Origin of the sequence: Kineosporia corallincola (assembly GCF_018499875.1) — a bacterium.
Classification (GTDB): Bacteria; Actinomycetota; Actinomycetes; order Actinomycetales; family Kineosporiaceae; genus Kineosporia; species Kineosporia corallincola.
Genome location: NZ_JAHBAY010000017.1, coordinates 153,226 through 177,877, shown reverse-complemented (window position 1 = coordinate 177,877; position 24,652 = coordinate 153,226). Strand labels below are relative to the sequence as shown.

The window sequence follows — 24,652 nt, the reverse complement described above, 5'->3', positions numbered from 1 at the left end:
GGGCTTGAGTCCCCTTCGGTACCAGCACAGTGCACGCGTGCACACTTCATGGATCGGGCCATTGAGCCCGATCCATCTGTTTGTCTCTCCTTTCCAGCGGCCTGGCGCTGCGGATCTTCTGGGCGTGCAGGGCGCTCAGTGACCGCATCGCATAGGCCCGTGGCAGCCCTGGTCCCACGATCGGTTCCTGGTGCTGCTGCCCCTGGGGCCGCTCGGCGTCCCCGGCTGGAGAGTCCTCCGTTTGCTCGGCTGCCGTCAGCCCCTTCAGCGCGCCAGCCATCCCCCGTCCACCGGCAGAACGACCCCGTTGACGTAGTCAGCAGCACCCGAGCAGAGGAACAGCACCGCGCCGGCGATGTCGCCGGCCTCGGCCCAGCGGGCCGCCGGGATGCGGGCGAGGATCTCCTTGCTGCGTTCGGCGTCCTGACGCAGGTCGTGGGTGTTGGTCGTGATGACGTAGCCGGGGGCGACCGCGTTGACGTTGACCCCCCGGCCGGCCCACTCGTTGGCGAGCGCCTTCGTCAGGCCCGCGACCGCCGACTTGGACGAGGTGTACCCCGGAACGTTGACGCCCCCCTGAAAGCTGAGCATCGACGCCAGATTGACGATCCTGCCGGCGCCGCGGTCGAGCATGCTCCGGCCGACCTCGCGGGAGAGCACGAACGTCGAGCGGAGATTGACGTCCATCACGTGGTCGAAGTCGTCGTCGGAGTGCTCGGCGGCGGGAGCCCGGCGGATCGTGCCACCGTTGTTGACGAGGATGTCGACCTGGCGCCCGGCCAGGTCGGCCGCGAGCCGGTTCACCTCGTCCCGGTTAGAGAGGTCGACACGCAGGGGGGTGAAGGCGCGGCCCACCCGTTCGACCGTGGTGCGGGCGGTGCTCTCCCCCAGCGGCAGCTCGCGGCTGATACCGATGATGTCGGCACCGGCCGAGGAGAGCGCCTCGGCGATCGCCAGTCCGATTCCCTGCCTGACGCCGGTCACGACCGCGAGCTTGCCCTCCAGGGTGAAGCTGCGGGCCAGGTAGGCGGTGGGACTGCTGACGGGATTCGTCATTACGGCTCTCTCCTGGTGGCGCGGAAAGGGTCAGGGGGTGTACCCGAGGGCGGCCGAGATGTCGGCGGCGGTCTCGATGGCCAGCGGGGCCATGGCCTCGACCTGCTCCGGGGTGTGTTCCAGGGTCAGCGTCGAGATGCTCAGGCCGTACTTGATCCGGCGGGTGGCGTCGAGGATGGGCGCCGCGACGCAGGTGACGCCAGGCACGTTCTCCTCCCGGTCGAGGGCGTAACCGAGGCGGTGGATCCGGGCCGTCTCGGTGCGTAGCCCGTCCAGGGTGGTGATCGTGTTCGGGGTCCGGGCGGGCAGCCCCGCCCGGGCCACGAACCGCTCCAGTTCGTGATCGGTGTACCCGCTGAGCACCACTTTGCCGATGCCAGAGGTGTGCATCGGGATCGCCAGCCCGACCCGCGACGGCATCCGGTACGGCTTGTCGGAGTCCGCGCGGATCAGGTAGACGATCTCGTCACCGTTCGCCACGCCGACGTGGACCGTGCAGTGCACCCGGTCGACCAGCGCGTCCACGAAAGGCTGCGCGATCGCGGAGATGTCGATCCGTTGCAGGGCCTGCCCGGCCAGCGAGAGGATCTTCGGCCCGGGCAGGTAGCTCCCGTCCGCGGCGACCGTGACGAACCGTCGCTCGATGAGCGTGGCCAGGATCCGGTGGGTCGTGGCCTTGGCCAGGCCCGTCGCCTCGACGACCTCCGAGAACCGCCCCCGGCTCATGGCTGCCTCCAGCACGAGCAGGGTCTTCTCGCTCGCGTTCGCACCGCCGGTCAGCGGTTCGGCCTGGGTCAGCTGGGCAATCTCTCGGGCCATGTCGGGTCTACCTGTCTGGGTGAGCGCATCAGCGCATGTCTGCGATGGCGAAACCATCCATGTCGTCGAACGCCTGATTCTCTCCTGCCATCGCCCAGACGAAGCTATAGCTGGCGGTGCCCACACCGGAGTGCACGGACCAGCTCGGCGCGATCACCGCCTCCTCGTTACCGACCACGAGGTGCCGGGTCTCGGTGGGTTCGCCGAGCAGATGCACCACCCGGGCGTCAGCCGGCAGGCCGAAGTAGAGGTACACCTCGGTCCGCCGGGCGTGGGTGTGCGCCGGCATCGTGTTCCACATGCTCCCGGTGTGCAGGGTGGTGACGCCCATGACCACCTGGCAGCTCCGCACTCCCTTCTCGTGGATGTACTGGTTGAGAGTGCGCCGGTTCGACTGCTCGGGATCGCCGAGTTCGCGGACGGTCCCCTCGCCCGGCGCGACGAACGTCGTCGGGTGGCTGGTGTGCGCCGGGGCCGAGAACAGGTAGAACCGAGCCGGGCCGGCCTCGTCGGCGGACTCGAACGCCACGTCGACGGCACCGCGCCCGACATACAGACACGCGCCGTGCTCGGCGTCGTAGGTGGCGCCGTCCACGGTGATCGTCCCGGGCCCGCCGACGTTGACGATCCCGGCTTCGCGGTGCTCGAAGAAGTACTGGCTGACGATCTCGGGGAACGTCGGGAGCGTGACCGGCCCGGTCACCGGCTTCACGCCGGCCACCACGACCCGGTCGTGATGCGTGTACAGGGCCCTGACGTCGTCGTCCACGAACAAGCCGGGCACCAGGTAGCGGTCACGCATCTCGGTGGTGCTCATGCCCGGGACGTGCTCGGGACTGGTGGCGAAGCGCTGTTCCATGGTTCTCCTTGAGGCGTAGCAGGTTTCGTTCGGGTCAGGGCATCAGGCCGAAGATCTCCGGCAACCACAGCGAGAGGCCGGGGGTGAAGATGACGACGACGAGCGTGGCGACGAGGACGCCGAAGAAGGGCAGTAGCTGGCGCACGACGCCCTCGATCGGCGCGTTCGCGATCTTCGCCCCGACGAAGAGCACCGTCCCGACCGGCGGGGTGATCGTGCCGATGCTGAGATTGAAGATGATCATGATGCCGAAGTGGATCGGGTCGACGCCGAAGCTCGTCACGATCGGCAGGAAGATCGGGGTGAAGATGAGAATGGCCGGGGTGGCGTCCATGAAACAGCCGACGCCCAGCAGAATGACGGCGATCAGCAGCAGCAGGACGACCGGGTTCTCGCTGAACCCGAACATCGCGTCCGACACGAGTTCCGGGATCTTCGAGAAGGACAGGACGAAACCCATGATGGTCGAGACGCCGACCAGGTACATGACCACCGCCGTGATGCGGGTGGACTCCATCAGGATGCCCGGGATGTCCCGGAGCTTGATGGTGCGGTAGAACGCCGAGAGGATCGCGGCGTAGAAGACCGCGATACAGGCGGACTCCGTCGCCGTGAAGTACCCCAGCAGGATGCCGCCGATCACCACCGCGACGAGCAGGATCGAGGGTGTCGCGACGAGCAGGACGCGGACTCCCTCGGCGAAGCCGATCCGCTGAGTCTCCTTCAGTTCCGGTCGCTTTCGGGCATAGAGATAGACGATGGCCGAGCAGGCGAGCGCCCACAGAATCCCGGGGAGGTATCCGGCCATGAACAGGGCCGCGACCGAGGTACCCGACACCAGGGAGTAGACGATCATCAGGTTGCTCGGCGGGACCAGCATCCCGCCCGGCGCGGCGGCGACATTGACGGCCGCGGAGAAGTTACGGTCGTAGCCCTCCTTGGCCTGCACCGGGCCCATCGTCGTGCCGATCGCGGCGGCCGCCGCGATCGACGAGCCGCTGACCGCCCCGAACAGCGTGCTGGCGGCGACGGTCGTCTGGGCGGACGCGCCCGGCACCCGGCCGACCAGCACCTTGCCGGCGTTGATCAGTTGCATGGCGATGCCGCCGTTACTCATGATCACTCCGGCCAGCACGAAGAACGGGATGGCCAGCAGCGCGAACGAATTGATACCGCGGAACATCTGCTGCGCCGAGGTGAGGGCCCCGTTCTCGGCGCCGACCACGACGAACATGGCCAGCGTCGAGGCCAGCCCCACGCCGATGCTGATCGGGGCCCCGATCAGAAGCAGAACAGCGATCCCGACGACCAGGACCAGACCGGCAAGAACTCCGGCATCCATGATTCCTCCGTCCCTTGCGTGAGCGCGGTCCCTTACGCGAGTGGGGCCTCGGCGTCCGGGTCGATCGCGATTTCCTCGCCGGTGCTGATGTGGATCATGTGATAAACGGTGTAGAGCACGGTGATCACGCCGGAGATCGGCAGGGCCAGATACATCCAGCCCACATTCACCGGCAGGCCGGTCAGGGTCTGGTTCCAGGTCAGATGCACCACCCGGTATCCGCCCCAGATCAGGGCCAGGACCGCGAAGGCCAGGATCGAGATCTGCACCGTCACGGCGGTGACCCGCTGCACCCTCTCCGGCGCCCGCTGCACCGCGAGGTCGGCCGCGACGTGCCCGCGCTCGCCGAAAACCAGCGCCCCGCCTAGCAAACCGACCCAGATGAACAGGTACTTGGCCAGTTCCTCGGACCAGCCGCTGGGGGCGTTCAGCACCTGCCGGGCGAACACCTGCCAGCCGACGTCGAGCACCAGGGCCGCGAACAGCACCACACATATCCAGGTCAGCACGCGGTCCAGAACAACCTTCAGCACGGTCATCTCTCAGGTCCTTCCTCTCGCCGGGCCCGGACAGCCGTTCACTCGGCGGCCGCCCGGACCTTGGCGTGGATGTCGCGGACCGTGGCGTTGGTGAGCTTCTTCTGGGTCAGCGGGGCGATCAGGGCGCTGAAGGCAGCAGAATCGACCTCGTTGAACTTCGCCCCGGCCTCTTCGGCCAGCGCCTTCGACCTGGGGATCTCCTGCTTCCAGAGCCGGCCCTCCTCCTCGATCGCCGTGGCGATCTCCTCCAGGAAGATCGCCCGGTCGCCCTCGGACATCTCGTCCAGGAACTTCGGGTTGATCAGGAGGTAGTCGGGGAGCATCAGGTGCCGGGTGTAGCTGTAGAACTTCGCGACCTCGGCGTGCTTCACGTTGGCGTAGGTGAGTTCGTTGTTCTCGGCGCCGTCCAGCACACCCGACTGGATCGCGGTGTAGACCTCACCCATCCCCATCGGGGCCGGGCTGCCGCCCATCATCCTCATCATCTCGATGTTCGTGTCCGACTCGATGACCCGGATCTTCAGGCCCTTCATGTCGGCGGGCTCGACGATCGGCCCCTTCGACGAGTACATGTTCCGGACCCCGCCGTGGAAGGCCCCCAGGACATGCAGGCCCTGGTCGTCGAGCGAGGAGTACAGCCCGGCGACGATGGCCGGGTCGTTCGTCGTCCGGCGCTGGTGCTCCTGCGAGTCGAAGGTGAACGGCAGGTTGAACACGGTGAAGTCGGCGTTGAAGCTCTCCATCAGCGGCCCGGCGACCATCGACATCTCGAGCGTGCCGGCCTTCACCAGCTCGATGGTGTCCTTCTGGGTGCCGAGCGTCTCGTTCGGGAACACCTCGATGTCGTACCTGCCGTCGGTGCGCTCCCGGAGCCGGTCACCCATGGCATCCAGCGCGACGAACTGCGGATGGTTCGTCTGCTGGTTGAACGCCAGCTTGAACGTCGTCTCGGCGGAGTCGCCGGAGTCCCTGGCCGCCGCACCGGTGCGGGTGCCGTCTCCGGCACTACAGGCGGTGGCGGCGAGCAGGGCAGCCGCGAGAGCGACGGTGACGGAAACGACTTTGTTTCGCCTCATGCTGAAACTCCTTCTCGGGCTGCGTAAGCAGGCGTCCAAGGGGGAATGGTGCGGGCTACTCGGGCGGTTCGGGGACGGCGCCGGGGAGCGGCGCCGGGATTCCGGAACGGCTGTTGCAGTGCCTCGTCGACGAATGTCACACTTTTTATGGAACAGAGTTTCGTTAGACGGAACTTAATGGTCGCCCCTACCGCGTCAACCCCTATATCGCCCACCGGAACCCCCTACCGCCGGCGTGACGTCGCGCCCCCACGACGGAGGAATTCACCGTGACCAGCCTCGACGGCCTCTTCCTGGCCGCCTACATCACCGCACCCACCGACCCGGAGGGCGAGGACGCGTTCTTCGACGCCGTCGCCGAACTCGGCCTCGGCGGACTGGAATTCGCCCTGTCCCCGGCCGGAACGCGCACCCTGGAGGCCGCCTGGATCAGGCAGCACGTCCGGCCCGACTGGGACCTCGTGGTCTCGCTGGTGCCGTCGATGATGCTCGCTCTGGGCCGAAACCCCGCCTACGGCCTGGCATCCGGCGACGAGGCCCAGCGCCGCGAGGCGCTCTCCGACGTTGCCCGGGCCCGTGACCTGGCCCGCACCCTTGCCGACGAGTACGGCACCCGCCGGGTCGCCGCGATCGAGGTCCACAGCGGCCCGGGGCCTCGCGGTGGTTCCCGCTCCGCGTTCGAGCGCTCCCTCGCCGAGATCCTCGACTGGGATCTCGCCGGTGCGGAACTGCTCGTCGAGCACTGCGACGCGTACGTTCCCGGGCAGAGTCCGGCCAAGGGTTTCTTCGGGCTGCCGGACGAGATCGCCGCGGTGCAGTCCTTCGGTCTACCCCCGGACGTGCTCGGAATGAGCCTGAACTGGGGCCGATCAGCCATCGAGGGACACGGCCCGGATCTCCCCCTCGAGCACATCGCCGCGGTCACCGGGGCGGGACTGCTGCGGGCCTACATCTTCTCCGGCGCGACCGGCGAGGACACGGCCTGGGGACCGGCCTGGACCGACATGCACATCCCCTCCCACGGAACCGATCCCGCCCTCGCCGCGTCCGCGGCGTCCCTGCTCGGACCGAACGAGATCGCCGACACCCTCAAGGCACTCGCCGACGTCCCGCGGATCGGGCTGAAAACCGCAGCCCGGCCGCGGGATGCCGACGTCGCCACGCACATCGCCGTGGTCACCGCCACCCTGACCCAGATCGCCCGGGCCAGAGCGACCGTCTGAGAACCGCTTTCAGAACGGTGAGAAGGGTGACGCACGGACGCAGGTCGCCGGGCCGGTGTCTGTCAGCGGCTATTGGATCAGGGAATCGGCGTCTCGACCGGTTGGCCCAGGCTGCCGTTGCGGAGGTTGCGTACCGCGAGTTCGCTCATCGCGCGCCGGGTCTCGGCGGTGGCACTGCCGATGTGAGGCAACAGGATCACGTTCGGCAGGGTCTGGAGCTCGTCGTCCAGGGGCAGGGGCTCGACGTCGAACACGTCCAGGCCCGCGCCGGCGATCTGCCCCGACCGGATCGCCTCGACCAGGGCCGGGGTGTCCACCACCGCGCCGCGGGCCAGGTTGATGAGGTAGGCGGTCGGCTGCATCCGGGCGAGGTCGGCGGCGCCGACATACCCGCGGGTCTGCGGGCTCAGCGGCACGAGCACCACCACGAAGTCGGACTCGGCGAAAAATGCCTCACGCTCACGCCACTGGGCCAGACCGCTCTCGTCGATCTCGGGGCGCCTCGCCCGGTTGTGGTAGATCACGCTGACGCCGAGGGGCTGGAGCAACTGCGCGACGCGCTTGCCGATCCGGCCCATCCCCAGCACACCGACCGTCTTGCCGTGCACATCGCGGGTGAGGGGGGCGGCGCCGTCGGCCCAGCGGCCGTCGCGGGTGAAGCGGTCGAATCCGACGATGCCCCGGCCCAGCGAAAGGACCAGCCCGAGAGCGATCTCGGCGACGGCGTTGTCGAGAACCCCGGGCGTGTTGGCGGCGATCACGCCGGCCGCCCGGATGTCGTCCATCACCAGGCTGTCGTAACCGACCCCGCTGTTGGACACCACCTTGAGGTCGGGCAGCTGGGCCAGCACGCCGGCGTCGATCGGGGTGCCACCGCCCATCAGCCAGCCGACCGGCGACCCGTACCGGCCCAGGTCCTGCGTGGTGCCGGGCGGGACGGCCACCACGTCGAACTCACGGGCGAGCTCTTCGAGCAGGTCGTCCGGCACGGGCGCGGAGACGAACACGGTGGGCTGGGACATCTTTTCTCTTTCCGGTCGGGGTGTTCAGGACGTCCAGGCCGAGACCTGCTCGGCGGTCCCCAGCACCCGGTGGGTCGGGGAGAGCGTGTGCTCGGTGCCGGAGAGGTAGTCGATCCCCAGTGCCTTCGGGTCGTACGGGGCGCTCGCGACGCGTCGCCGCATGGCCCGCGGGTCGGGGCTGAGCACGGCGGCCAGCAGCGAGCGGGTGTACGGGTGGACGGCGCCGGTGAAGATCTCCTGCGTGGTGCCGGTCTCGACCAGGAATCCCTGGTGCAGCACGCCGATCCGGTGGCTGAGGTGCTGCACCATGGCCAGGTCGTGGGCGATGAACACGTAGGCCGTGCCCAGGTCGCGCTGGAGCTCGGCCATCAGGTTGACCACCTGGGCCTGGATCGAGACGTCGAGGGCGCTGACGCACTCGTCGGCGATCACCAGATCGGGCCGTACGACCAGGGCCCGGGCGATCCCGATGCGCTGACGTTGCCCGCCGGAGAACTGGTGCGGGAACCGGTCGACGTGCTCGGCCGAGAGTCCCACGCGCTCCAGCATGTCCACGACGGCTTCCCGCACCGCCGGGCCGGAGCGGCCCGTGGCCCGCAGGCCCTCCGCGACGATGTCGCCCACCCGGCGGCGCGGGTTCAGGCTCGACGTCGGGTTCTGGAAGATCATCTGGGCCTTGGCCCGCAGGTGCGCGGTGGTGCGCCGGTCGAGCCGGCCGCTGACCATCCGGCCGGACAGCACGATGTCGCCCGAGGTCGGGTTGTTGAGCCGCACCAGGCAGCGCCCGATCGTCGACTTGCCCGAGCCGCTCTCACCGACCAGCCCGTACGTCTCCCCCGCGTTGACCTCGAACGAGACACCACCGACGGCGGTCACCGGGTTGCCCCGTGCGGTCCGGAACTCCTGCCGCAGCCTGACCACCTCGAGCAGCGCGCTCATCGTTCCCCCACCTTCGTCATCGAGTCGATCTTGGCCCGCAGCGCCTTCGGCATCTCGACCGTGGGGGCCTGCGGATGACACAGCCACGAGGCCACCCGGTGTCCGGGCGACACCTCGAAATAGGGCGGCTCCTGCTCGTGGTCGAGTTCGAGGGCGAACTCGTTGCGGGGCGCGAACGCGTCACCGGCGGGCCGGTCGATCAGGCTCGCCGGGCTGCCGGGGATGGTGTGGAGCGGGCCCTCGTCCGAGCCGAGGCTGGGCATCGCCGACAGCAGACCCCAGGTGTACGGATGCCGGGGGTCGTAGAACACCGCCTCGACGCTGCCCTGCTCGACGATCCGGCCGGCGTACATCACGTTGACCCGGTCGGCGATCCTCGCGACCACACCGAGGTCGTGGGTGATGAACACGACCGCCAGGCCGCGCTCGGCCTGGAGCCGGGCGAGCAGGTCGAGGATGCGCAGCTGGATCGTCACGTCGAGGGCGGTGGTCGGCTCGTCGCAGATCAGCACGTCCGGCTCGCAGGCCAGGGCGATGGCGATGTTGACACGCTGGCACATGCCGCCGGACAGCTGGTGCGGGTACTGCCTGTAGCGCCGCTCCGGGTCGTCGATGCCGACCTCGGTCAGCAGCTCGACCGCCCGGGCCCGGGCCTGGGCCCTCGACATGCGGTAGTGCGCTCGCAGGCCCTCGGCGATCTGCCGGCCCACCGCCATGGTCGGGTCGAGGCAGGTGAGCGCGTCCTGGAAGACCATGGCGATGCGCTTGCCGTTGACCTGTCGCTGCAATTCGCGGGGGCTCCGCGTGGTCAGGTCGAGGGAGCCGTCCGGACCGGTGAGCTCGATGCTGCCGCCGGAGATCCGCTGGCCGCGGGCGCCCAGGCCCATCAGCGCGCGGGCGGTCACGGACTTGCCGCTGCCGCTCTCCCCGACCAGGGCGACGACCTCACCGGCGTTGACCTCGAACGAGATGCCACGGATGGCCTCGACGTCCCGCCGGTCGTGGGTGAACGTGATGGCCAGGTCCTTGACCGAGAGCACCGGCGTGCTCATGCGCGTCCCTCCACTGCTCGGGGATCGGTGGCTTCCTTCAGGCCGTCCGCGACGATCGTGAACGAGACCATCAGCACGGCCAGCACCAGCACCGGGGCCAGCACCAGGTACGGGTACGAGAGGAAGGCCTGGTACCCGGTGCTCACCAGCGAGCCCAGCGAGGCCTGCGGCGGCTGCACGCCCATACCGACGAACGACAGGTACGACTCCGTGAAGATGGCCGCCGGGATGGAGAACATGCTCATCGTCAGGACCGGCCCGACGATGTTCGGCAGGATCTGCACGACGATGATGTGGCGGTCCTTCGTGCCCAGCGTGCGCGAGGCCAGCACGTACTCCTCGGCCTTCTGCCGCAGTGCCTGCGAGCGGCTGACCCGGTTCATCGCGAGCCAGTTGGTCAGGAGCAGGCCGAAGACGATGGCCCCGGTGCCCGGGCCGACCGCGACGACGAAGAGGGTGACGATGACGAGCTGCGGGATGCCGGAGAGGATCTCGACGATTCCCTGGAGCACGGTGTCGGTGCCGCCGCCGAAGTATCCGGAGACCAGGCCATAGACCATGCCCACGACGATGTCGATGACGAACGCGATCAGGGCGATGAGCAGCGAGACCCGGGTGCCGTCCCAGACCCGCTGCCACATGTCGCGGCCGAGCTCGTCGGTGCCGAACAGATGGTAGACGCCGTCCGGGACGCCCGCCTTGGCGTACGCGTCGACGCCGTCGCGGGTGCCGTTCAGGATGCCGAGGTGTTCCAGCAGCGGCCATTTCGGCGGCAGGTAGCGGTAGGCGACGTCGGCGGCACCGCCCGGGGTGGGCAGGAACGGCACGATGATCGCCAGCGCGATGACGATCAGGACGACGATCCCGGCGGCCACGGTGCGGCGGTCCCGGCGGATCCGGTTCCACAGGTCGCGGCCGGAGCCCTGGGCCGGGCCGGCGGCGACCGGCTCGGCGGCCGCCGCCGGTGCGCCGGCGAACCGGAGTTTCTCCAGCGGAACGTCGGTCACGAGGAACTCCCAGCCAGTCGGATCCGCGGATCGATGACCCCGTACAGCACGTCGACGAGCAGCATCGAGCCCACGTACACGAGGCTGTAGACCAGGCTGATCGCGATGATGATGTTGTAGTCCGTGTTGTTGATCGCGGTCAGCAGCAGCTGGCCGAGACCGGGCGCCCCGAAGATCTGCTCGACCACGACCGAGCCGGTGATCAGGCCGACGAGCAGCGGTGAGAGCACGGTGATGATCGAGACCATGGTGTTGCGCAGCGCGTGCGAGGTGATCACCTGGGCCTGGGGCAGGCCCTTGGCCCGGGCCAGCAGGATGTAGTCGCTCTCCAGGCAGTCGAGCATCTCGGAGCGGGCGTAGCGGGCGGTCACCGCCATCACGTACGCCGCCAGTGAGACGGTCGGCAGGATGCTCGACTCGAACGGGTTGTCGGCCGAGTAGCGGATCGGCAGCCACTTCAGCTCGAACCCGACCACGTAGACCAGCACCAGGGCGAGCACGTACGAGGGGATGCTGAAGGCCAGCACGGCCAGGAACGTGGAGACGTTGTCGATCCAGCCGCGCCGGCGCACGGCGGACAGGATGCCCAGGACCAGCCCGACGACGACGCCCAGAACCAGGGCCTGGAGCCCGATCCGGATCGTCACCGGCAGACGCGTCGTCAGCATCTGCGACACGTCCATGTCGGGGATGATGTTGTACGAGACGCCGAAGTCGCCCTGCACCAGGTTGACCAGGTAGGTGCCCAGCCGGCTGATCGCCGGCTGGTCGAGGCCGTACTTGGCGGCCATCAGCTGCTTCTGCACCGGGTCGAGCTTCTCCGAGTTGAAGGGCGACCCGGGCAGGAACTCCAGCAGGCAGAACATCACGACCGCGACGACGAACAGTGTCACGACCGCGCTGAGAAGGCGCTTGCCGATGTATCTACTCATGCCGGCTCTCCTGCCGCAGCCCGGCCCAGGGGGCTCCGCGGAACTGCGTCAGGCCCACCCGCGCGAGCGCCCGCCGGGCCAGGTCGTCCATGATGTCCGCGGCCGTGACCGGGTGCTTGTAGAAGGCGGGTACCGGCGGCGCGATGATCGCGCCGGCCCGCGCCGCCGCGTCCATCGACGCGATGTGCCCGCGGTGCAGCGGGGACTCGCGCACCATGAGCAGCAGCGGGGTGCCCTCCTTCAGGCACACGTCCGCGGCCCGGGTGATCAGGTTGTCCGACACGCCGGTGGCGACCGCCGACAGCGTCCGCACCGTGCACGGGGCCACGAGCATGGCGGTGACCGGTGTGGATCCGGACGCGATCGAGGCGCCGATGTCGGCGGGGCGGTGCACGACGTCGGCGAGCGCCTCGACATCGTGTCGTGAGAGGTCGCACTCCTCCTGCAAGGTGATCGCACCGGCCTTGGAGACGACCACGTGCGAGGTGATGCCCGGATCCTGGCGCAGCAGCTCCAGCATCCGCACGCCGATCCCCACGCCGCTGGCGCCGGTGATCCCGACGACCACCCGGTGCGGCGGTTCCTGACGGTTCATCGGGTGCTCTCCTGGTCCAGGTTCACGACGCTCTGGGCGAGAGCGTGCACGCCCACGGCGATCTGGGCGGGGTCGGTGAACTCCTCGGGGCAGTGGCTTCGGCCGCCGGCCGAGGGGATGAAGATCATCCCGACCGGGCCGAGCTTGGCCATCTGCACACCGTCGTGCCCGGCCCCGGAGTACAGGTGTGCGGCGGGGTGGCCGAGCTGCCCGACGGACGAGCTGATGACGGACGAGACGTGGTCGTCCATCGCGGTGGGACGCTCCCAGGGCAGCCACTGCACCGAGTGCTCCAGACCGCGCTTCTCCGCGTGCTTGGCCGTGGCTTCGGCGATCTGCTCACGGGCGAGCGTGAACCACGCGTCGTCCGGGCTGCGGAACTCGGCGGTCAGCAGGGCCGACTCGGTGACGACGGACGTCGCCTCGGGGGTGAAGGTCACGGAACCGACCGTCCCGACGGCGCTCTCGGCACTCGTCGCGATCTCCTCGACGGCCAGCACGACCCCCGCCGCCGCGCATCCGGCGTCGTGCCGCGACGTCATCGGGGTGGTACCCGCGTGGTCGCGCTGACCGGTGAACATCGCCCGGAACCGGGAGATCCCGCAGATCGAGGTGACCACACCGAGCGGCAGGCCCTGCCGCTCGAGGATCGGGCCCTGCTCGATGTGCAGCTCCAGGAAGCCGAGCACCTCGTCGTCGGCCCAGCGGGTCCCGGCCAGCTGCGGGTCCCAGCCCGCCGCCTCCAGAGTGGCCCCGAGCGTGCGTCCGTGATCGTCCTGGGTGGCCAGGTGCTTCGAGGTGAGGGCCCCGGCCATCGCCCGGCTGCCCAGGCAGGACAGCTCGAACCGGTTGGCCTCCTCGTTGTAGAAGTCCACGACGCGCAGGTCGTGCTCCAGCACGATCCCCGACTCCCGGATCATCCGGACCACCTCGAGCGCGCCGACGACCCCGACGATGCCGTCGTAACGGCCTCCGCCGTCGACGGTGTCGGTGTGCGACCCGACGACGATGGCCTTGCGGTGGTTGCCCCTTCCGCGCAGCGTGCCGATGACGTTGCCGATGCCGTCGACGCGGACCTCCAGGCCCTCGGCGCGCATCCGGTCGGCGACCCAGTACCGCGAGTGGGTGTCGACCTCGGTCATCGCGACCCTGCTCCAGCCGGGTCGGGAGGAGTCGACCAGGCCGGCCAGGCCGTCGAGATCGGCCATCAGCCGGTCGATCTGGGGAAACACGACATCTTTCACAGGGAACCTCCGGTCAGGCTGCCGTGGAGAACGAGTGCGGGGGCCAGCTGCTTCGCCAGCTCCGCGGGGAGCCCGTCGCGGACGGCCAGGGTGACGGTGGCCGGGGGCACCGCCAGCTGCGGCCCGACGGCGCGGTCCCCGGATTTCACGGTGGCGTCCATGCCGACCTTCGTCACGGTTCCCCCTTCCTGCATCGGTACGTTGCGGTCCGTCGCCACGGCGTCGATCCGGACCAGGTCCCGGTCCCAGCGCATCCGGCTGGTGCGGGCCCAGTGCACGTGCACGTCGTCCCAGACGTCCACGTCGGCATCCACGACCGTGACCTGCTTGACCATGCTGACCGCGGCGAAGGCGCCCATGATGATGCGCCGCGCGACGCCGGGGCGGGCGCCGTCGATCGACACCACCACGTCCACCCGGCCGCCACCCGCGTGGGTGACCGCCACGTCCACGATCCGGCAGCCCATGCCGCGCAGCGCGTGCTTGATGCCCGCGGCGATCGGGACCCCGGCGATGTAGCTGTGCTCCGACCCGAGACCGGGCAGGATGACCTGCATCGTGGCGTCGGAACGGCGCGTGACCGCGGTGATCTCGAGCGTGCAGCCGTCGCCGTAGTCCTCGTACATGCCGTGGTACTCGTTGACGAGGCCCTCGTGCACGGTCCGGTCGGCGAAAATACGCCCCTCGACCACTACTTCGGCGTCGGCCGGGACCAGCACGTCGCTCGTGGTCGCTCTGACCACGCGGACCTTCTCTCCCAGCAGGTGCGCGGCGTGCTCGAGCTCGTCGTCGCCCAGCGCCAGGTAGGTGCACGAGGCGAGCTGGATGGCCGGGTGAACGCCGAATGCCAGCGCCACCGGCAGGCCTTCGGGTCCCGCCGAGCGGGACAGGGCCGTGAGGTGGTGGTTCGGTGCGATGCCGATGAAACCCGTTGTCGCCGTGAGTGGTTTGACCCGGGCGTACGACGCGTTGCGCATGCCGCTGACCGGGTCGTGTGCCAGGATCAGCCCGGCGGTGACGTAGCCCCCGGAGTCGCGCTCGAACCAGCGCGGCGCGATCACCTGCTCCCACACGCTCTGCGCGGGCAGCACGACCTGCTGTGCCGGGGCGTCGGTGACCATCTCGACCGGGGTGCGCGCGGCCACGGCCGCCGTCAGCTCGTCGAGCAGATCGGCGACGTCGCAGCCGACGGCCCGGGCCAGGCGTTCCCGCGAGTTCAGCAGGTTCCCGACCACGGGCATCGGCGAGCCGGTGACGTCGCTCGCCCGCACCGCCGGACCACGATCGAAAAGGCCGATCAGCGCCGAGAGTTCGTAGTCGGCCGCGATCGGCGTCGACACCTCGACCAGTTCTCCGGCGTCGGCCAGCTGGTCGACGAAACCGCGCATGGACTGGTCCATGTCAGCGGACCCCGGAGACGAACTGCCCGTCACCCGGCCGGGCGAGGAGGCCACCGGCCTGGGAGAACACCGTGGTCCCGCGGACCAGCACCTCGTCGATGCGACCCTGGAACTCCATACCGGAGTAGGGACTCCAGGTGGCGGTGGAGTACATCCGGGTGTCGTCGACAACGGTGCGCGCAGCCGGGTCGACGATCACCAGGTCGGCATCCAGACCGCTGACGATCGAGCCCTTGCGGTGGTCGAGGCCGAACGCCTTCGCCGGGTTGGTGGCCAGCACCCGGGCCGCGGTCAGCAGCGGGATCCGGCCGCCGAAATACCCTGCCCCCAGCACGATCGGCAAGAGTGTCTGCACACCGGGCGCGCCCGAGGAGTTGTCGAAGATCACCGGGGCGGACTTCTTGGTCAGCGGCCAGGGCGCGTGGTCGGACGTGACCATCTCGACCCGTCCGTCGGCCAGTGCCTGCCACATGCCGGCAGCGTGCGCGGCGGTGCGCAGAGGCGGGTTGATCTTGCCCTTGGCGCCGAGCCGCTCCATGTCGTCCTCGGTGAGGACCAGGTAGTGCGGGCAGGTCTCGAGGGTGAAGTCCTGGCCCTGGTGACCGCGCACCAGGCCGACCGTCTCGGGCAGGCTGGCGTGGAAGATGTGGAACTTCACGCCGGCCGCGGCGGCCAGTTCGAGGCCCAGGGCGACGGACGCCGTCTCGGACACCGGGGGACGCGAGCGCACGTGGTCGATCGGGGCGGTGCGGCCGTCCGCGATCGCCGCTTTCACCAGGGCGCCGATGATCTCGCCGTCCTCGGCGTGCACACCGATGCGCACACCGCGCTCCCGCAGCACGGCGAAGGCGTCGAGGAGCTCGTCGGAGGCGATCCGGGGGAAGCGGAACGGGTCGGTCTCGAACAGCGAGACCTTGAACCCGCACACCCCGGCGTCCACCATGCCCTTGATGTCCCGCACACCGTCGCGGGGGCGGACGGTGCCGTGCAGCGCGACGTCGACCACGGCCTCGGCGGCCAGACGCTCACGCTTGGCCAGCACCAGGTCGGCCGTGTTCACGGGAGCACCGGCGTCGTAGGGCATGTCGATGATCGTGGTGACGCCACCGGTCGCGGCGGCCGAGGTGGCACCGACGAACGTCTCGCCCGGGTCGGAGAACGCGTGCACGTGGGCGTCGACGGCGCCGGGCAGGATCAGCCGGTCCGGGCCGCCCTGGGTGATCCGTGCCCGCGAGGCCGCCTCGACGGCGGCACGGCCCTCGAGAACCTCACTGATCCGGCCGTTCTCGACGACGACCGCGCCGTCGGTCAGCACCTTCCCCGGGGTGACGACGGTGCCCCGGACCACCAGGTGCGGGGCCGTCACAGGACCTCCCCGACGGCGTCGATCACCGTGGCGTCCGCGACGAACTGCTGGGCCCTGGCCATCTGCTCGTTCTGGTAGACGTCTTCCCGGGTCATCGGGACGATCGCCCGGAACGCGTCGTAGGCGGCCTGGGTGCCCTGGCCGAGCCCGGCCTCGTCGCCCAGGTGCGGGGCGGCCAGGTCGATGCCCTGGGTGGCGAGCATGAACTCGACGCCCAGGATGATCTGGGTGTTCCGGACCACCTGACGGGCCTTGCGGGACGAGAACGTGCACATCGACACGTGGTCCTCCTGGTTGGCCTTCGTCGGCACCGAGTCGGCGACCGACGGGAAGCACAGCACCTTGTTCTCCGAGGCGATGGCGGCGGCCGAGCAGTGCACGATCGAGAAACCCGTGTTCAGGCCGAGCTGCCCGCCGACCAGGTTCAGCGGCAGGCCGTAGCTGAGGTTCGGGTCGGTCAGACGGAACGAGCGACGCTCGGAGATCGCACCGATCTCGGCCACCGCGATCGCGATCAGATCGGCGGCCACGCCGATCGGCTCACCGTGGAAGTTGCCGCCCGACATCACGTCGAAGCCACCGTTGCCGTCGGGAAGCACCAGCGGGTTGTCGGTGGCGGCGTTGGCCTCGCGGATCAGCAGGGTCTCGGCGAACTCGAGCGACTCCCGCGTGGTTCCGTGCACCTGGGGCGCGCAGCGCAGCGAATACGCGTCCTGCACCCGCGGTTTGTACGCGCCGGGGCGGTGCTCGTCGGGCAGCTGCACCTGACGGGCCTTCTCCGTGGTGCGCCGGCTGCCGGTCACGAATGCCCGCACATTGCGCGAGACGGTGATCTGACCGGGAGCGTTACGGGCGGCGTGGATCCGCTCGTCGAACGCCGCGGTCTCACCGCGCACGGCCTCGAGCGACAGGGCCAGCGCGACGTCGGCCTGGCGAGCCAGCTGCCTGGCGTCGTGCAGGGCCAGGGCGGCGGTCGCCAGCGAGATGGTCGAGCCGTTGATGAGCGCCAGCACGTCCTTGGGGGCCAGCTTGAACTCGGTCGGCAGGCCGGCCAGCTCGAGGGCCCGCACGGCGGGCATCCGCTCGCCGCCGAGGAACGCCTCGCCCTTCTCGTGGCCGACCATGACGCTCACCAGGTGCGCGAGCGGGGCCAGGTCGCCGGAGGCACCGACGGAACCCTGCGACGGAATGACCGGCACGACACCGGCATTGAGGATCGAGATGAGCCGGTCGAGGCACTCGACGCGCACCCCGGACAGGCCCTTGGCCAGCGCGTTGGTACGCAGCAGGAGCAGGGCGCGGGTCTCGTCGGCAGGCAGCGGCTCACCGATGCCGGCGCTGTGCGAGTTGATGACCAGGTTCTGGAACCGGTCCTGGTCCTGCGGCGGCACCCGCACGTCCATCAGCCGGCCGAGGCCGGTGTTGATGCCGTAGATCGGCGGGGCGTCGTCCGTGAGCCAGTTGGCCTCCACGTAGTCGCGGGCCTCGACGGTGAGCCGGCGGGCCTCGTCCGACAGCACGACCGTCGGGAACACGCCGGCGGCACCGCGGGCGACGTGGACGATCTTCTCGACCGTCATGGAGTAACCGTCGATCTCGACGGTGTCGGCGGACTCGGGGGCCGTGGCAGCCATGACATCGGTCATCGCAGATGGAACCTCTCGGTGCATGCGCCCGCCGGTTGGAAGCGGGCGCGGTGGGTGGTACGGACCGGATCAGGCTGTTACTCAGCACTTCCGGGGGTGTGGACGGTGCGCGGGTCGTTGAAGCGCACCTGGCTCCCGGTGAACCCGGCCTCCAGGTCGAGCAGTTCCTGGGCGGCGAAGAACGGCATGCCGCTGTGCCCGGGGTACTCGTCGGGCATCATCTCGTTGGAGTAGGTGTTGCCCATCTCCGCGAGGTTGGCGCGGCCGGCCTCGAGCATCCCGGCCATCGACGCCTTCATCGTGTAGTGCATGGTGACGAGCGCGTAGCCCATCTCCCTCAGCGCCGCGTAGTCCATCTTCTCCAGACCGCGCTTGGCGTTGATGTCGGCGAACATCTTCAGCCCGGGAACGCGTTCCGCGACGACCGCGGCGTCCTTGGCGTTCGTGATGTTGACGATCGTGGAGGCGTGCGCACCGAGTTCCTCGACGCAGAAACGCATCCGCTCGATCGCCTCCTCGAGGTTCGCGCTGCCCAGGTTGCTGCGGGCGATGACCATGCAGTCGGTGCCCTCGACGGCCTTCACCGCGGCGCGGATCTTGGCGTAGTAGTCCTCGCGGGGCAGCACGTTGTCGAGCGAGACGTCCCGGGCGTAGCCGGGTTCCGCCTCGTCCTCCATCAGCACACCCATGGCGCCCGCCTTGGCCACCCGGCGCACGGTCTCGTAGGCCTGCAACGCAGAGCCGCCGAAACCGTCCTCGATGTCGACCGCGAGCGGGATCGGCGACATGTCGCAGATCCGCTCGACGGCCCAGAGGAGTTCCTCCAGGGACAGCAGCCCCATGTCGGGGATGCCCTTCATCGACATCGAGACCTCGGAGCCCGACAGCAGCATGGCGTCGAACCCGGCGAGCTCGACGGCCCGGGCGGAGGAGCAGTCGAAGACGCAGGGGGCCAGGACGGTGCCGGCCTCCATGAGGCTGCGCAGGGTGGTGCGGGCGGTCATCGTGTTCCTAGCCCTTCGTCACGAGTCGGTAGTTCCAGGTCAGGCTCACGTTGCGGATCTCCATGCCCTTGACCTCGGGGTTCACGAGCATGGCGATGCCGTTCTGCACGGTCGGGATGACGCCGACGTCGCCGAGCAGGATCTCTTCGGCCTCGTGCAGGGAGTCCCAGCGGGACTGCTGGTCGGCCAGAACCTCGGCCGTGCGGGCGGCCTGGATGATCTTGTCGTAGTCGGTGTTCTGGTAGCTGCCGAAGTCGCGCTCGGAGTCCGAGCCGAGCAGTTCCAGGAACGCCATCGGGTCCTTGTAGTCCGGGCCCCAGCGGAACAGGTAGAGGTCGAAGTCGCCGTTGGCGGCGGTCTCGTTCGCGCTCTCCTTGACCGCCTTGGTCAGCTCGATCGTCAGGCCGGGCAACTGCTTCTGCCATTCGGCGGCGATGTACTCGGCCTGCCCGACCGAGGCGTCGTCGTCCCAGTACAGCAGGCGCAACGACAGCGATGTCTCGCCGAGGGCGGCCAGGCCCTTGGTCCAGGCGGCCTTGGCGGCGGTCAGGTCGTACTCCAGGAACGTGCCGCCGGTGTCGCGGAACTGCTTGCCGTCCGGGCCTTCTGCGAGATTCTTGCCGACGAAGTAGTTCGCCGCCTCGGAACCGTTGCGCAGCACGTCGTTCGCGACCGCGTTCTTGTCGAAACTGGTGGCCAGGGCGGTACGGATGTCCTGGTTCGCCAGCGCCGCGGTCTTGAAGTTCGGGTAGAAGTACCACATGTGCACCTCGAGGGCCGTGACCATCGAGTCGCTGCTGGAGTACCGGTCGATCAGGCTGCCCGAGATCTCGACCCAGTCCAGCTCGCCGCTCTCCTGGAGCAGCGCGCCGGTCTGCGAGTCGGTGACGACGCGCCAGGTGAGCCCGTCGAGGGTCTCCTCGGCGGCATTCCAGTAGGTGTCGTTCCTGACCGCGGCGAAGTTCTCCGAGAAGTCCCAGCTCGACCACGCGAAAGGCCCGTTGTAGATGGTGCTCTCGGGCTTGCTGCCGAAGTCCTTGCCGGCCGACTCGACATACTCCTGGTTGAGCGGCAGGAAGGCCGGGCGCACCAGCAGCGCCTGGAAGTAGGGCACGTCGGCGACCAGCTCGACCTTGAGCGTCTTGTCGTCGACGGCCGTGACCCCCAGCGTGGTGTGGTCGGCGCCGGAATTGACGATCTCGTTGGCGTTCTTGATCCCGGCCGCGACCGCCTCGTTCGAGTTCGGGGCGGCGGTGTCGGGGTTCACCAGCCGCTTCCACGAGTACTCGAAATCGTGCGCGGTGACCGCGGTTCCGTTGCTCCACTTCGCGTCGCGAATCGTGAAGGTGTAGGTCTTGCCGTCTTTCGACTTCTCGAACGACTCGGCCATCAGCGGCACCAGCGCGTGGTCGGCGTCGAGGGTGTACAGACCGTCGTAGACCGCGGTGAGGACCTCGTTCGACGTGCCGTCGTTGACCTTGTGCGGGTCGACGGACTGTAGCGGAATCAGCTTGCCCAGCAGCAAGGTTCCGCTCTTGGAGCCGCTCGAGCCGTCGCCACTGTCGTCGGAGTTGCTACAGGCGGCCAGAACGGCCGCGGTGACGCCGCCCACGAGCAGGGCGCCGAAGGTCCGCCTGCGGACTTCGTACATCAGTAAGTTCCTCTCACGTGGTCCACCCGAGGAGCACGCCATCACGAAGGGGGACGCGGCGGCGAAGGGGAATGCGGGCGCCAGCGCCAGCGAGTGCCGAGCAGTTCGGAGCTTCACTGCAATTCGGCTTGATGCCCTGAAGTATGCACGCAGCCCCCAAGAGGGGCAAGACTGACGTAGAATATTCGTCAGACGAGAGAGAATTCGGTCCTGCGTTCAGAAGGAGAATTGTTAAATGTCTGTTTCCCCCCGGGGGGCGGCGGCTCCTCGCCTCGACGACATGGACCGCGCCATCCTGGCGGTGCTGTCGAAGGACGGCCGGCTGCCCAACAAGGAGCTCGCCGATCGCGTGGGCCTCGCTGCCTCGTCCTGCCTGTCGCGCGTGCGGAATCTGGTTGAACTGGGCGTTATTTCCGGATTCCACGCAGAGATCGACCCGCGTCAGGTGGGTCTGGGCATTCGCGCGATCGTGCGGATCAAGCTGAAGGAGCACTCGCGCGAAGAAAATGCCCGTTTCGCGGAGGTGATGACGAATCTTCCCCAGGTGCTGCATCTCTGGCTGGTCGCCGGGGCGGACGACTATCTGGCCGAGGTGGTCGCGGAGAGCCCGGACGCGCTGTCGGACTTCGTGCTGGACCACGTGACGAGCGACCCGGCGGTCGGCGACACCTACACCACGCTGGTGTTCAGCCGCTGGCGGGGACCGGGCCCGGTGGCGGACCAGCCGGCCGACGCCGGCTGACCCGCCACCACCTTTCAGTCGACGGACGTGCCGTCCTGCGCCTCCTCCAGCACCCGCAGCACGTTACCGCTGGTCAGAGCCCGCAGGTCGGCCGCCGACCAGCCCCGTTCGGCCAGGGCTCGCAGCAGCACCGGGTATGCCGTCACGTCGCCCATGCCCTCGGGCAGCTCGTCGACACCGTCGTAGTCGCCCCCGAGCCCCAGGTGCTGCGGGCCGACCACCTCGCGCGCATGCTCGAGGTGGGCCACCACGTCGTCCACCCTCGCCCTCGGCCGAGGGTTCGCGGCCAGCCACCGCTGGTACCCCGCCAGAGCCTCGTCGCCGCCGGCCGGCTCGTAGGGAGCGCCGCTCAGGCCGAGCCGCTCCTGCTCGGCCGCGGCCGCGGCACGGTGATCGGTGCACTCCTGCCTCACGAATGCGGGAACGAAGGTGACCATCAGCACTCCCCCGTTGTCACGCAGTCGTTCCAGCACTGTGTCCGGCACATTTCGCGGATGGTCCGTGACGGCCCGGGCGCTGGAGTGAGAAAAAATCACAGGTTCTGTGGCTATGTCGAGCGCGTCGTGCATCGTGCGTTCGTGCACGTGCGAGAGATCGACGAGCATGCCGATCCGGTTCATCTCCCGCACCACGTCCCGGCCGAAGTCGGTGAGCCCGTAGTCGACCGGCGCACCGGTGGCCGAGGCCGACCACGGCGTGTTGTCGTTGTGGGTGAGCGTCATGTAGGCCAGCCCGGCGCGGCGCAGTTCGCGGAGCACCCCCAGTGAACTGGCGATGCTCTGCCCGCCCTCGGCACCCGGAAGGGACGCGATGCGTCCCTCCGCGATCGCCGCGCGGACGTCCGCAGCCGTGGCGGCCCAGCGGAACACCTCGGGGTGGGCCAGCACCATCCGGCGGACGATGTCGATCTGCTCGAAGGTCGCCGTCACGGCCGCCGGATGTTCCCAGCGCGAGGGCACGAACACCGACCAGAACTGGGCACCGACCCCACCCGCGCGCAGCCGCGGGATGTCGGTGTGCAGCGACGCCTGCCCCCGGTCCAGTCCGACCTGGACCGGGTCGGATGCGTAGTCCTTGCGGATCTGCCAGGGCAGGTCGTTGTGGCCGTCGAACACCGGATGAGTGGCGAGTACCTCGCTGTGAAGATCGAGCATGCAGGTCAACCTATGCAATCTCGCACGGCGCCCGGACAGCGGGATCCCCTGCCCGACCGGAACTTTGCCGGGTCATCTCATGGTCCAGGCCGCGCGAGCCGGACGGCGTCCCCTTTCCTGGCCGTCCGGTCGCGGGCCCCTGGAGCCCTCACCTCGTCATCGCCACGGATTCCGGTTCAGTTCGAGACGGCGGCCAGGCGCGTCTTGATTCCCTGGCCGAAAGCGGTCGCGGTGCCGTCGTAGTCACTGATCAGTGAAGGGCCGCTGGCGCAGTCCCAGGTGTTCCAGGTCCAGCCCAGATAACCGACGGAATGGGCGTCGGCCCAGTTCATCAGGCCGTCGACAAACCCGTGGGCACAGTCGTTCTCGCCGATCTCGCCGAACACCAGCGGCACCTGGGCGGCCACCGGGGCCAGCTGGCTGTCCCAGCAGGACGTGGAGGCGCAGGTGTTGAAGTTGTAGACGTGGGCCATCGCCACCAGGTTGTTCAGCGGGTCGGCCGGCTTGTAGGCCAGCCACTGGCTCAGGTCGTTGGAATAGGCCAGACCGCCGAGCACGATCACATTGGTCGCGCCGGTGGCCCGGACCGCGTTCACCAGGGTCTGGAATCCGGCCACCGAATAATTGATCCCGGCGCAGGTGCCGCCGTCGCGCCAGCATTTCCAGCCGGACGTGGCGTCACCGGTCGCGCGTTCCGGATACGGCTCGTTGAACAGGTCGAACACCACCGCGTCATTGCCCTTGAAGGCGTTCGCGACGCCGGTCCAGAAAGCGGGCGAGTACTGCGTGTCCGGCATCGGCTTCTGACACACCGCGGCCACGTCGGCGCAGCCGGAGGAATTGCCGGTGTAGGCGCCGTAGCTCCAGTGCAGTTCGACGATCGGGGTTATCCCGTTGTCGATGAGGAGCTTGACATAGCGCTTCACCTCGTTCTGATAGGCCGTCCCGCTGTATTCCGGAACCGGGTTGCTGGTGGTGCCCAGCCAGCATTCCTCGTTCAGCGGCACCCGGACGGTGCGAATCTTCCAGGACCGCATCGCGGTCACCGATGCCTGGTCCATCGGGCCGTCCCAGATACCGGTGCGGTTCTTGATGCAGGCGAACTCCCCACCCGACCGGTTGACGCCGAGGAAGCGGTAGGGCGTGCCGGCCGCGGTCACCACCTGGTTGCCGGACACGTGCAGCGCCGGCGCCGCTCCCGGGTCGGTCGACGTGGTCGGGGTGGGAGTCGAAGAGGCGGTCGGGGTGGCCGAGGTGCTCGGGGTGGGGGTGGACGTGTCCCCGTTACAGATCACGCCGTTGAGCTTGAACGATGTCGGCACCGGGTTGCTCGCGCCGGAGGACCCGAGGAAGCCCAGGGAGACCGAGCCGTTGGTCGGCAGGGCGGCGTTCCAGCTCGAGTTCACCGCCTTGACAGCGGTGCCGGACTGGGTCCAGGTGGCGCTCCAGCCCTGGGTGACCTTCTGGCCGGCGGTCGGGAAATCGAACGTCAGCGTCCAGCCGTTGATCGCGTCACCCAGGTTGTGCACGGTGACGGCCCCCTGGAAACCGTCTGCCCACTGACTCTGGACCGCGTAGTCGACCTGGCACCCGGCGGCGGCCTGTGCCGCCGGTATCACGGGGGCCAGTGCCGCACCCGCGGCGAAGATGCCGGCGGCCAGCAAAGCAGTTCGTCGCCACATGGAACGCCCTCGATCCAAAGGAGATTTTTTGACATCGCGTAAGCCCGGACGATGAAATTGTTTCATTTAATGATCACCGCAGGAGAACGCGAAACCTTGAAGAAATCATTGCTTGGAAAACGCTTTCCGGTCAATCGGAAATGCGGATCTCAAGGCCCCTCCGGCGGCCCCACCGAGGCCCGTAACGGCTCTACCGTGACGGTCGTCCGGGGCCGCCAAAAGGTTGCCCGAAAAACCTGAGAATCTGCGAAGAAATTCTCCGTCCGGTGCGGGAACTCCCTGCGGCAGGGATGTCTTGCCGA

22 protein-coding genes are annotated in these 24,652 nt (G+C 68.8%); 2 read left to right on the top strand and 20 right to left on the bottom strand.

Features of this window, described 5'->3' with window-relative positions; all coding sequences use genetic code 11:
- Positions 1–264: 264 nt before the first annotated feature.
- The 6 genes from KIH74_RS31540 to KIH74_RS31515 are packed head-to-tail and all read right to left on the bottom strand — an operon-like array spanning position 265 to position 5,691.
- A complete protein-coding gene (locus KIH74_RS31540; protein WP_246573490.1) occupies positions 265–1,056 on the bottom strand; it encodes an SDR family oxidoreductase in 792 nt (263 codons plus the stop codon).
- A gap of 30 nt (positions 1,057–1,086) precedes the next feature.
- A complete protein-coding gene (locus tag KIH74_RS31535; RefSeq protein WP_214160065.1) occupies positions 1,087–1,875 on the bottom strand; it encodes an IclR family transcriptional regulator in 789 nt (262 codons plus the stop codon).
- A gap of 28 nt (positions 1,876–1,903) precedes the next feature.
- Complete coding sequence (kduI, locus tag KIH74_RS31530; protein ID WP_214160064.1) at positions 1,904–2,734, bottom strand: 5-dehydro-4-deoxy-D-glucuronate isomerase; 831 nt, start codon at positions 2,732–2,734, stop codon at positions 1,904–1,906.
- A 34-nt stretch (positions 2,735–2,768) separates the two neighbouring features.
- Positions 2,769–4,076 (bottom strand): TRAP transporter large permease, encoded by a 1,308-nt coding sequence (locus KIH74_RS31525; RefSeq protein WP_214160063.1) that lies wholly within the window; start codon positions 4,074–4,076, stop codon positions 2,769–2,771.
- A 32-nt stretch (positions 4,077–4,108) separates the two neighbouring features.
- Positions 4,109–4,615, bottom strand: a complete 507-nt coding sequence (locus KIH74_RS31520; protein WP_214160062.1) for a TRAP transporter small permease — start codon at positions 4,613–4,615, stop codon at positions 4,109–4,111.
- A gap of 38 nt (positions 4,616–4,653) precedes the next feature.
- Positions 4,654–5,691 carry a TRAP transporter substrate-binding protein gene (locus tag KIH74_RS31515; protein WP_214160061.1) on the bottom strand — a complete coding sequence of 346 codons (1,038 nt, stop codon included), beginning with the start codon at positions 5,689–5,691 and terminating at the stop codon, positions 4,654–4,656.
- Positions 5,692–5,960: 269 nt separating this feature from the next.
- Here KIH74_RS31515 and KIH74_RS31510 point away from each other — a divergent pair, with 269 nt between their 5' ends.
- Positions 5,961–6,914: a DUF4862 family protein gene (locus tag KIH74_RS31510; protein WP_214160060.1), complete on the top strand. Its 954-nt coding sequence runs from the start codon at positions 5,961–5,963 to the stop codon at positions 6,912–6,914.
- A 77-nt stretch (positions 6,915–6,991) separates the two neighbouring features.
- Here the strand turns inward: KIH74_RS31510 and KIH74_RS31505 are convergent, their stop codons facing one another.
- From KIH74_RS31505 to KIH74_RS31450, 12 genes are all read right to left on the bottom strand, one after another.
- The gene (locus tag KIH74_RS31505; protein WP_214160059.1) at positions 6,992–7,936 is read right to left on the bottom strand and encodes a 2-hydroxyacid dehydrogenase; all 945 of its coding nucleotides are present in this window, start codon (positions 7,934–7,936) and stop codon (positions 6,992–6,994) included.
- A gap of 24 nt (positions 7,937–7,960) precedes the next feature.
- Positions 7,961–8,875, bottom strand: coding sequence for an ATP-binding cassette domain-containing protein (locus KIH74_RS31500; protein WP_214160058.1), 915 nt, complete (start codon positions 8,873–8,875; stop codon positions 7,961–7,963).
- Entirely contained in the window at positions 8,872–9,927 is a 1,056-nt protein-coding gene (locus KIH74_RS31495; RefSeq protein WP_214160057.1) for an ABC transporter ATP-binding protein, read from the bottom strand. Before KIH74_RS31495 ends, KIH74_RS31500 begins: the two co-directional genes overlap by 4 nt.
- Positions 9,924–10,934, bottom strand: a complete 1,011-nt coding sequence (locus KIH74_RS31490; RefSeq protein WP_214160056.1) for an ABC transporter permease — start codon at positions 10,932–10,934, stop codon at positions 9,924–9,926. The genes KIH74_RS31495 and KIH74_RS31490 overlap by 4 nt, the downstream gene beginning before the upstream one ends.
- Positions 10,931–11,866, bottom strand: a complete 936-nt coding sequence (locus tag KIH74_RS31485) for an ABC transporter permease (RefSeq protein ID WP_214160055.1) — start codon at positions 11,864–11,866, stop codon at positions 10,931–10,933. The genes KIH74_RS31490 and KIH74_RS31485 overlap by 4 nt, the downstream gene beginning before the upstream one ends.
- Positions 11,859–12,461, bottom strand: coding sequence for a UbiX family flavin prenyltransferase (locus KIH74_RS31480; protein WP_214160054.1), 603 nt, complete (start codon positions 12,459–12,461; stop codon positions 11,859–11,861). The genes KIH74_RS31485 and KIH74_RS31480 overlap by 8 nt, the downstream gene beginning before the upstream one ends.
- The gene (locus KIH74_RS31475) at positions 12,458–13,705 is read right to left on the bottom strand and encodes a M20 family metallo-hydrolase (RefSeq protein ID WP_214160053.1); all 1,248 of its coding nucleotides are present in this window, start codon (positions 13,703–13,705) and stop codon (positions 12,458–12,460) included. Before KIH74_RS31475 ends, KIH74_RS31480 begins: the two co-directional genes overlap by 4 nt.
- Positions 13,702–15,105, bottom strand: coding sequence for a UbiD family decarboxylase domain-containing protein (locus tag KIH74_RS31470; protein ID WP_214160052.1), 1,404 nt, complete (start codon positions 15,103–15,105; stop codon positions 13,702–13,704). Before KIH74_RS31470 ends, KIH74_RS31475 begins: the two co-directional genes overlap by 4 nt.
- 1 nt (position 15,106) lies before the next feature.
- Positions 15,107–16,471 (bottom strand): dihydroorotase, encoded by a 1,365-nt coding sequence (locus KIH74_RS31465; protein WP_214160051.1) that lies wholly within the window; start codon positions 16,469–16,471, stop codon positions 15,107–15,109.
- On the bottom strand, positions 16,468–18,117 hold the full coding sequence (locus KIH74_RS31460; protein WP_214160050.1) for an HAL/PAL/TAL family ammonia-lyase: 1,650 nt from the start codon (positions 18,115–18,117) through the stop codon (positions 16,468–16,470). Before KIH74_RS31460 ends, KIH74_RS31465 begins: the two co-directional genes overlap by 4 nt.
- 77 nt (positions 18,118–18,194) lie before the next feature.
- Complete coding sequence (locus tag KIH74_RS31455) at positions 18,195–19,121, bottom strand: isocitrate lyase/PEP mutase family protein (RefSeq protein WP_214160049.1); 927 nt, start codon at positions 19,119–19,121, stop codon at positions 18,195–18,197.
- Between the two features lie 7 nt (positions 19,122–19,128).
- Positions 19,129–20,772, bottom strand: a complete 1,644-nt coding sequence (locus tag KIH74_RS31450; protein WP_214160048.1) for a peptide ABC transporter substrate-binding protein — start codon at positions 20,770–20,772, stop codon at positions 19,129–19,131.
- Positions 20,773–21,052: 280 nt separating this feature from the next.
- Between KIH74_RS31450 and KIH74_RS31445 the strand changes: the two genes are divergently transcribed.
- Positions 21,053–21,514: an Lrp/AsnC family transcriptional regulator gene (locus KIH74_RS31445; RefSeq protein WP_214160047.1), complete on the top strand. Its 462-nt coding sequence runs from the start codon at positions 21,053–21,055 to the stop codon at positions 21,512–21,514.
- Positions 21,515–21,528: 14 nt separating this feature from the next.
- Here the strand turns inward: KIH74_RS31445 and KIH74_RS31440 are convergent, their stop codons facing one another.
- Positions 21,529–22,668 carry a dipeptidase gene (locus KIH74_RS31440; protein ID WP_214160046.1) on the bottom strand — a complete coding sequence of 380 codons (1,140 nt, stop codon included), beginning with the start codon at positions 22,666–22,668 and terminating at the stop codon, positions 21,529–21,531.
- Positions 22,669–22,844: 176 nt separating this feature from the next.
- Positions 22,845–24,350, bottom strand: a complete 1,506-nt coding sequence (locus KIH74_RS31435) for a cellulose binding domain-containing protein (protein WP_214160045.1) — start codon at positions 24,348–24,350, stop codon at positions 22,845–22,847.
- Positions 24,351–24,652 lie beyond the last annotated feature (302 nt).

Bases quoted from the DNA above. Each gene is read 5' to 3' on its own strand.
- KIH74_RS31540 (WP_246573490.1), bottom strand. From the start codon at position 1,056: ATGACGAATCCCGTCAGCAGTCCCACCGCCTACCTGGCCCGCAGCTTC.
- KIH74_RS31535 (WP_214160065.1), bottom strand. From the start codon at position 1,875: ATGGCCCGAGAGATTGCCCAGCTGACCCAGGCCGAACCGCTGACCGGC.
- kduI (WP_214160064.1), bottom strand. From the start codon at position 2,734: ATGGAACAGCGCTTCGCCACCAGTCCCGAGCACGTCCCGGGCATGAGC.
- KIH74_RS31525 (WP_214160063.1), bottom strand. From the start codon at position 4,076: ATGGATGCCGGAGTTCTTGCCGGTCTGGTCCTGGTCGTCGGGATCGCT.
- KIH74_RS31520 (WP_214160062.1), bottom strand. From the start codon at position 4,615: ATGACCGTGCTGAAGGTTGTTCTGGACCGCGTGCTGACCTGGATATGT.
- KIH74_RS31515 (WP_214160061.1), bottom strand. From the start codon at position 5,691: ATGAGGCGAAACAAAGTCGTTTCCGTCACCGTCGCTCTCGCGGCTGCC.
- KIH74_RS31505 (WP_214160059.1), bottom strand. From the start codon at position 7,936: ATGTCCCAGCCCACCGTGTTCGTCTCCGCGCCCGTGCCGGACGACCTG.
- KIH74_RS31500 (WP_214160058.1), bottom strand. From the start codon at position 8,875: ATGAGCGCGCTGCTCGAGGTGGTCAGGCTGCGGCAGGAGTTCCGGACC.
- KIH74_RS31495 (WP_214160057.1), bottom strand. From the start codon at position 9,927: ATGAGCACGCCGGTGCTCTCGGTCAAGGACCTGGCCATCACGTTCACC.
- KIH74_RS31485 (WP_214160055.1), bottom strand. From the start codon at position 11,866: ATGAGTAGATACATCGGCAAGCGCCTTCTCAGCGCGGTCGTGACACTG.
- KIH74_RS31480 (WP_214160054.1), bottom strand. From the start codon at position 12,461: ATGAACCGTCAGGAACCGCCGCACCGGGTGGTCGTCGGGATCACCGGC.
- KIH74_RS31470 (WP_214160052.1), bottom strand. From the start codon at position 15,105: ATGGACCAGTCCATGCGCGGTTTCGTCGACCAGCTGGCCGACGCCGGA.
- KIH74_RS31460 (WP_214160050.1), bottom strand. From the start codon at position 18,117: ATGACCGATGTCATGGCTGCCACGGCCCCCGAGTCCGCCGACACCGTC.
- KIH74_RS31455 (WP_214160049.1), bottom strand. From the start codon at position 19,121: ATGACCGCCCGCACCACCCTGCGCAGCCTCATGGAGGCCGGCACCGTC.
- KIH74_RS31450 (WP_214160048.1), bottom strand. From the start codon at position 20,772: ATGTACGAAGTCCGCAGGCGGACCTTCGGCGCCCTGCTCGTGGGCGGC.
- KIH74_RS31445 (WP_214160047.1), top strand. From the start codon at position 21,053: ATGGACCGCGCCATCCTGGCGGTGCTGTCGAAGGACGGCCGGCTGCCC.
- KIH74_RS31440 (WP_214160046.1), bottom strand. From the start codon at position 22,668: ATGCTCGATCTTCACAGCGAGGTACTCGCCACTCATCCGGTGTTCGAC.
- KIH74_RS31435 (WP_214160045.1), bottom strand. From the start codon at position 24,350: ATGTGGCGACGAACTGCTTTGCTGGCCGCCGGCATCTTCGCCGCGGGT.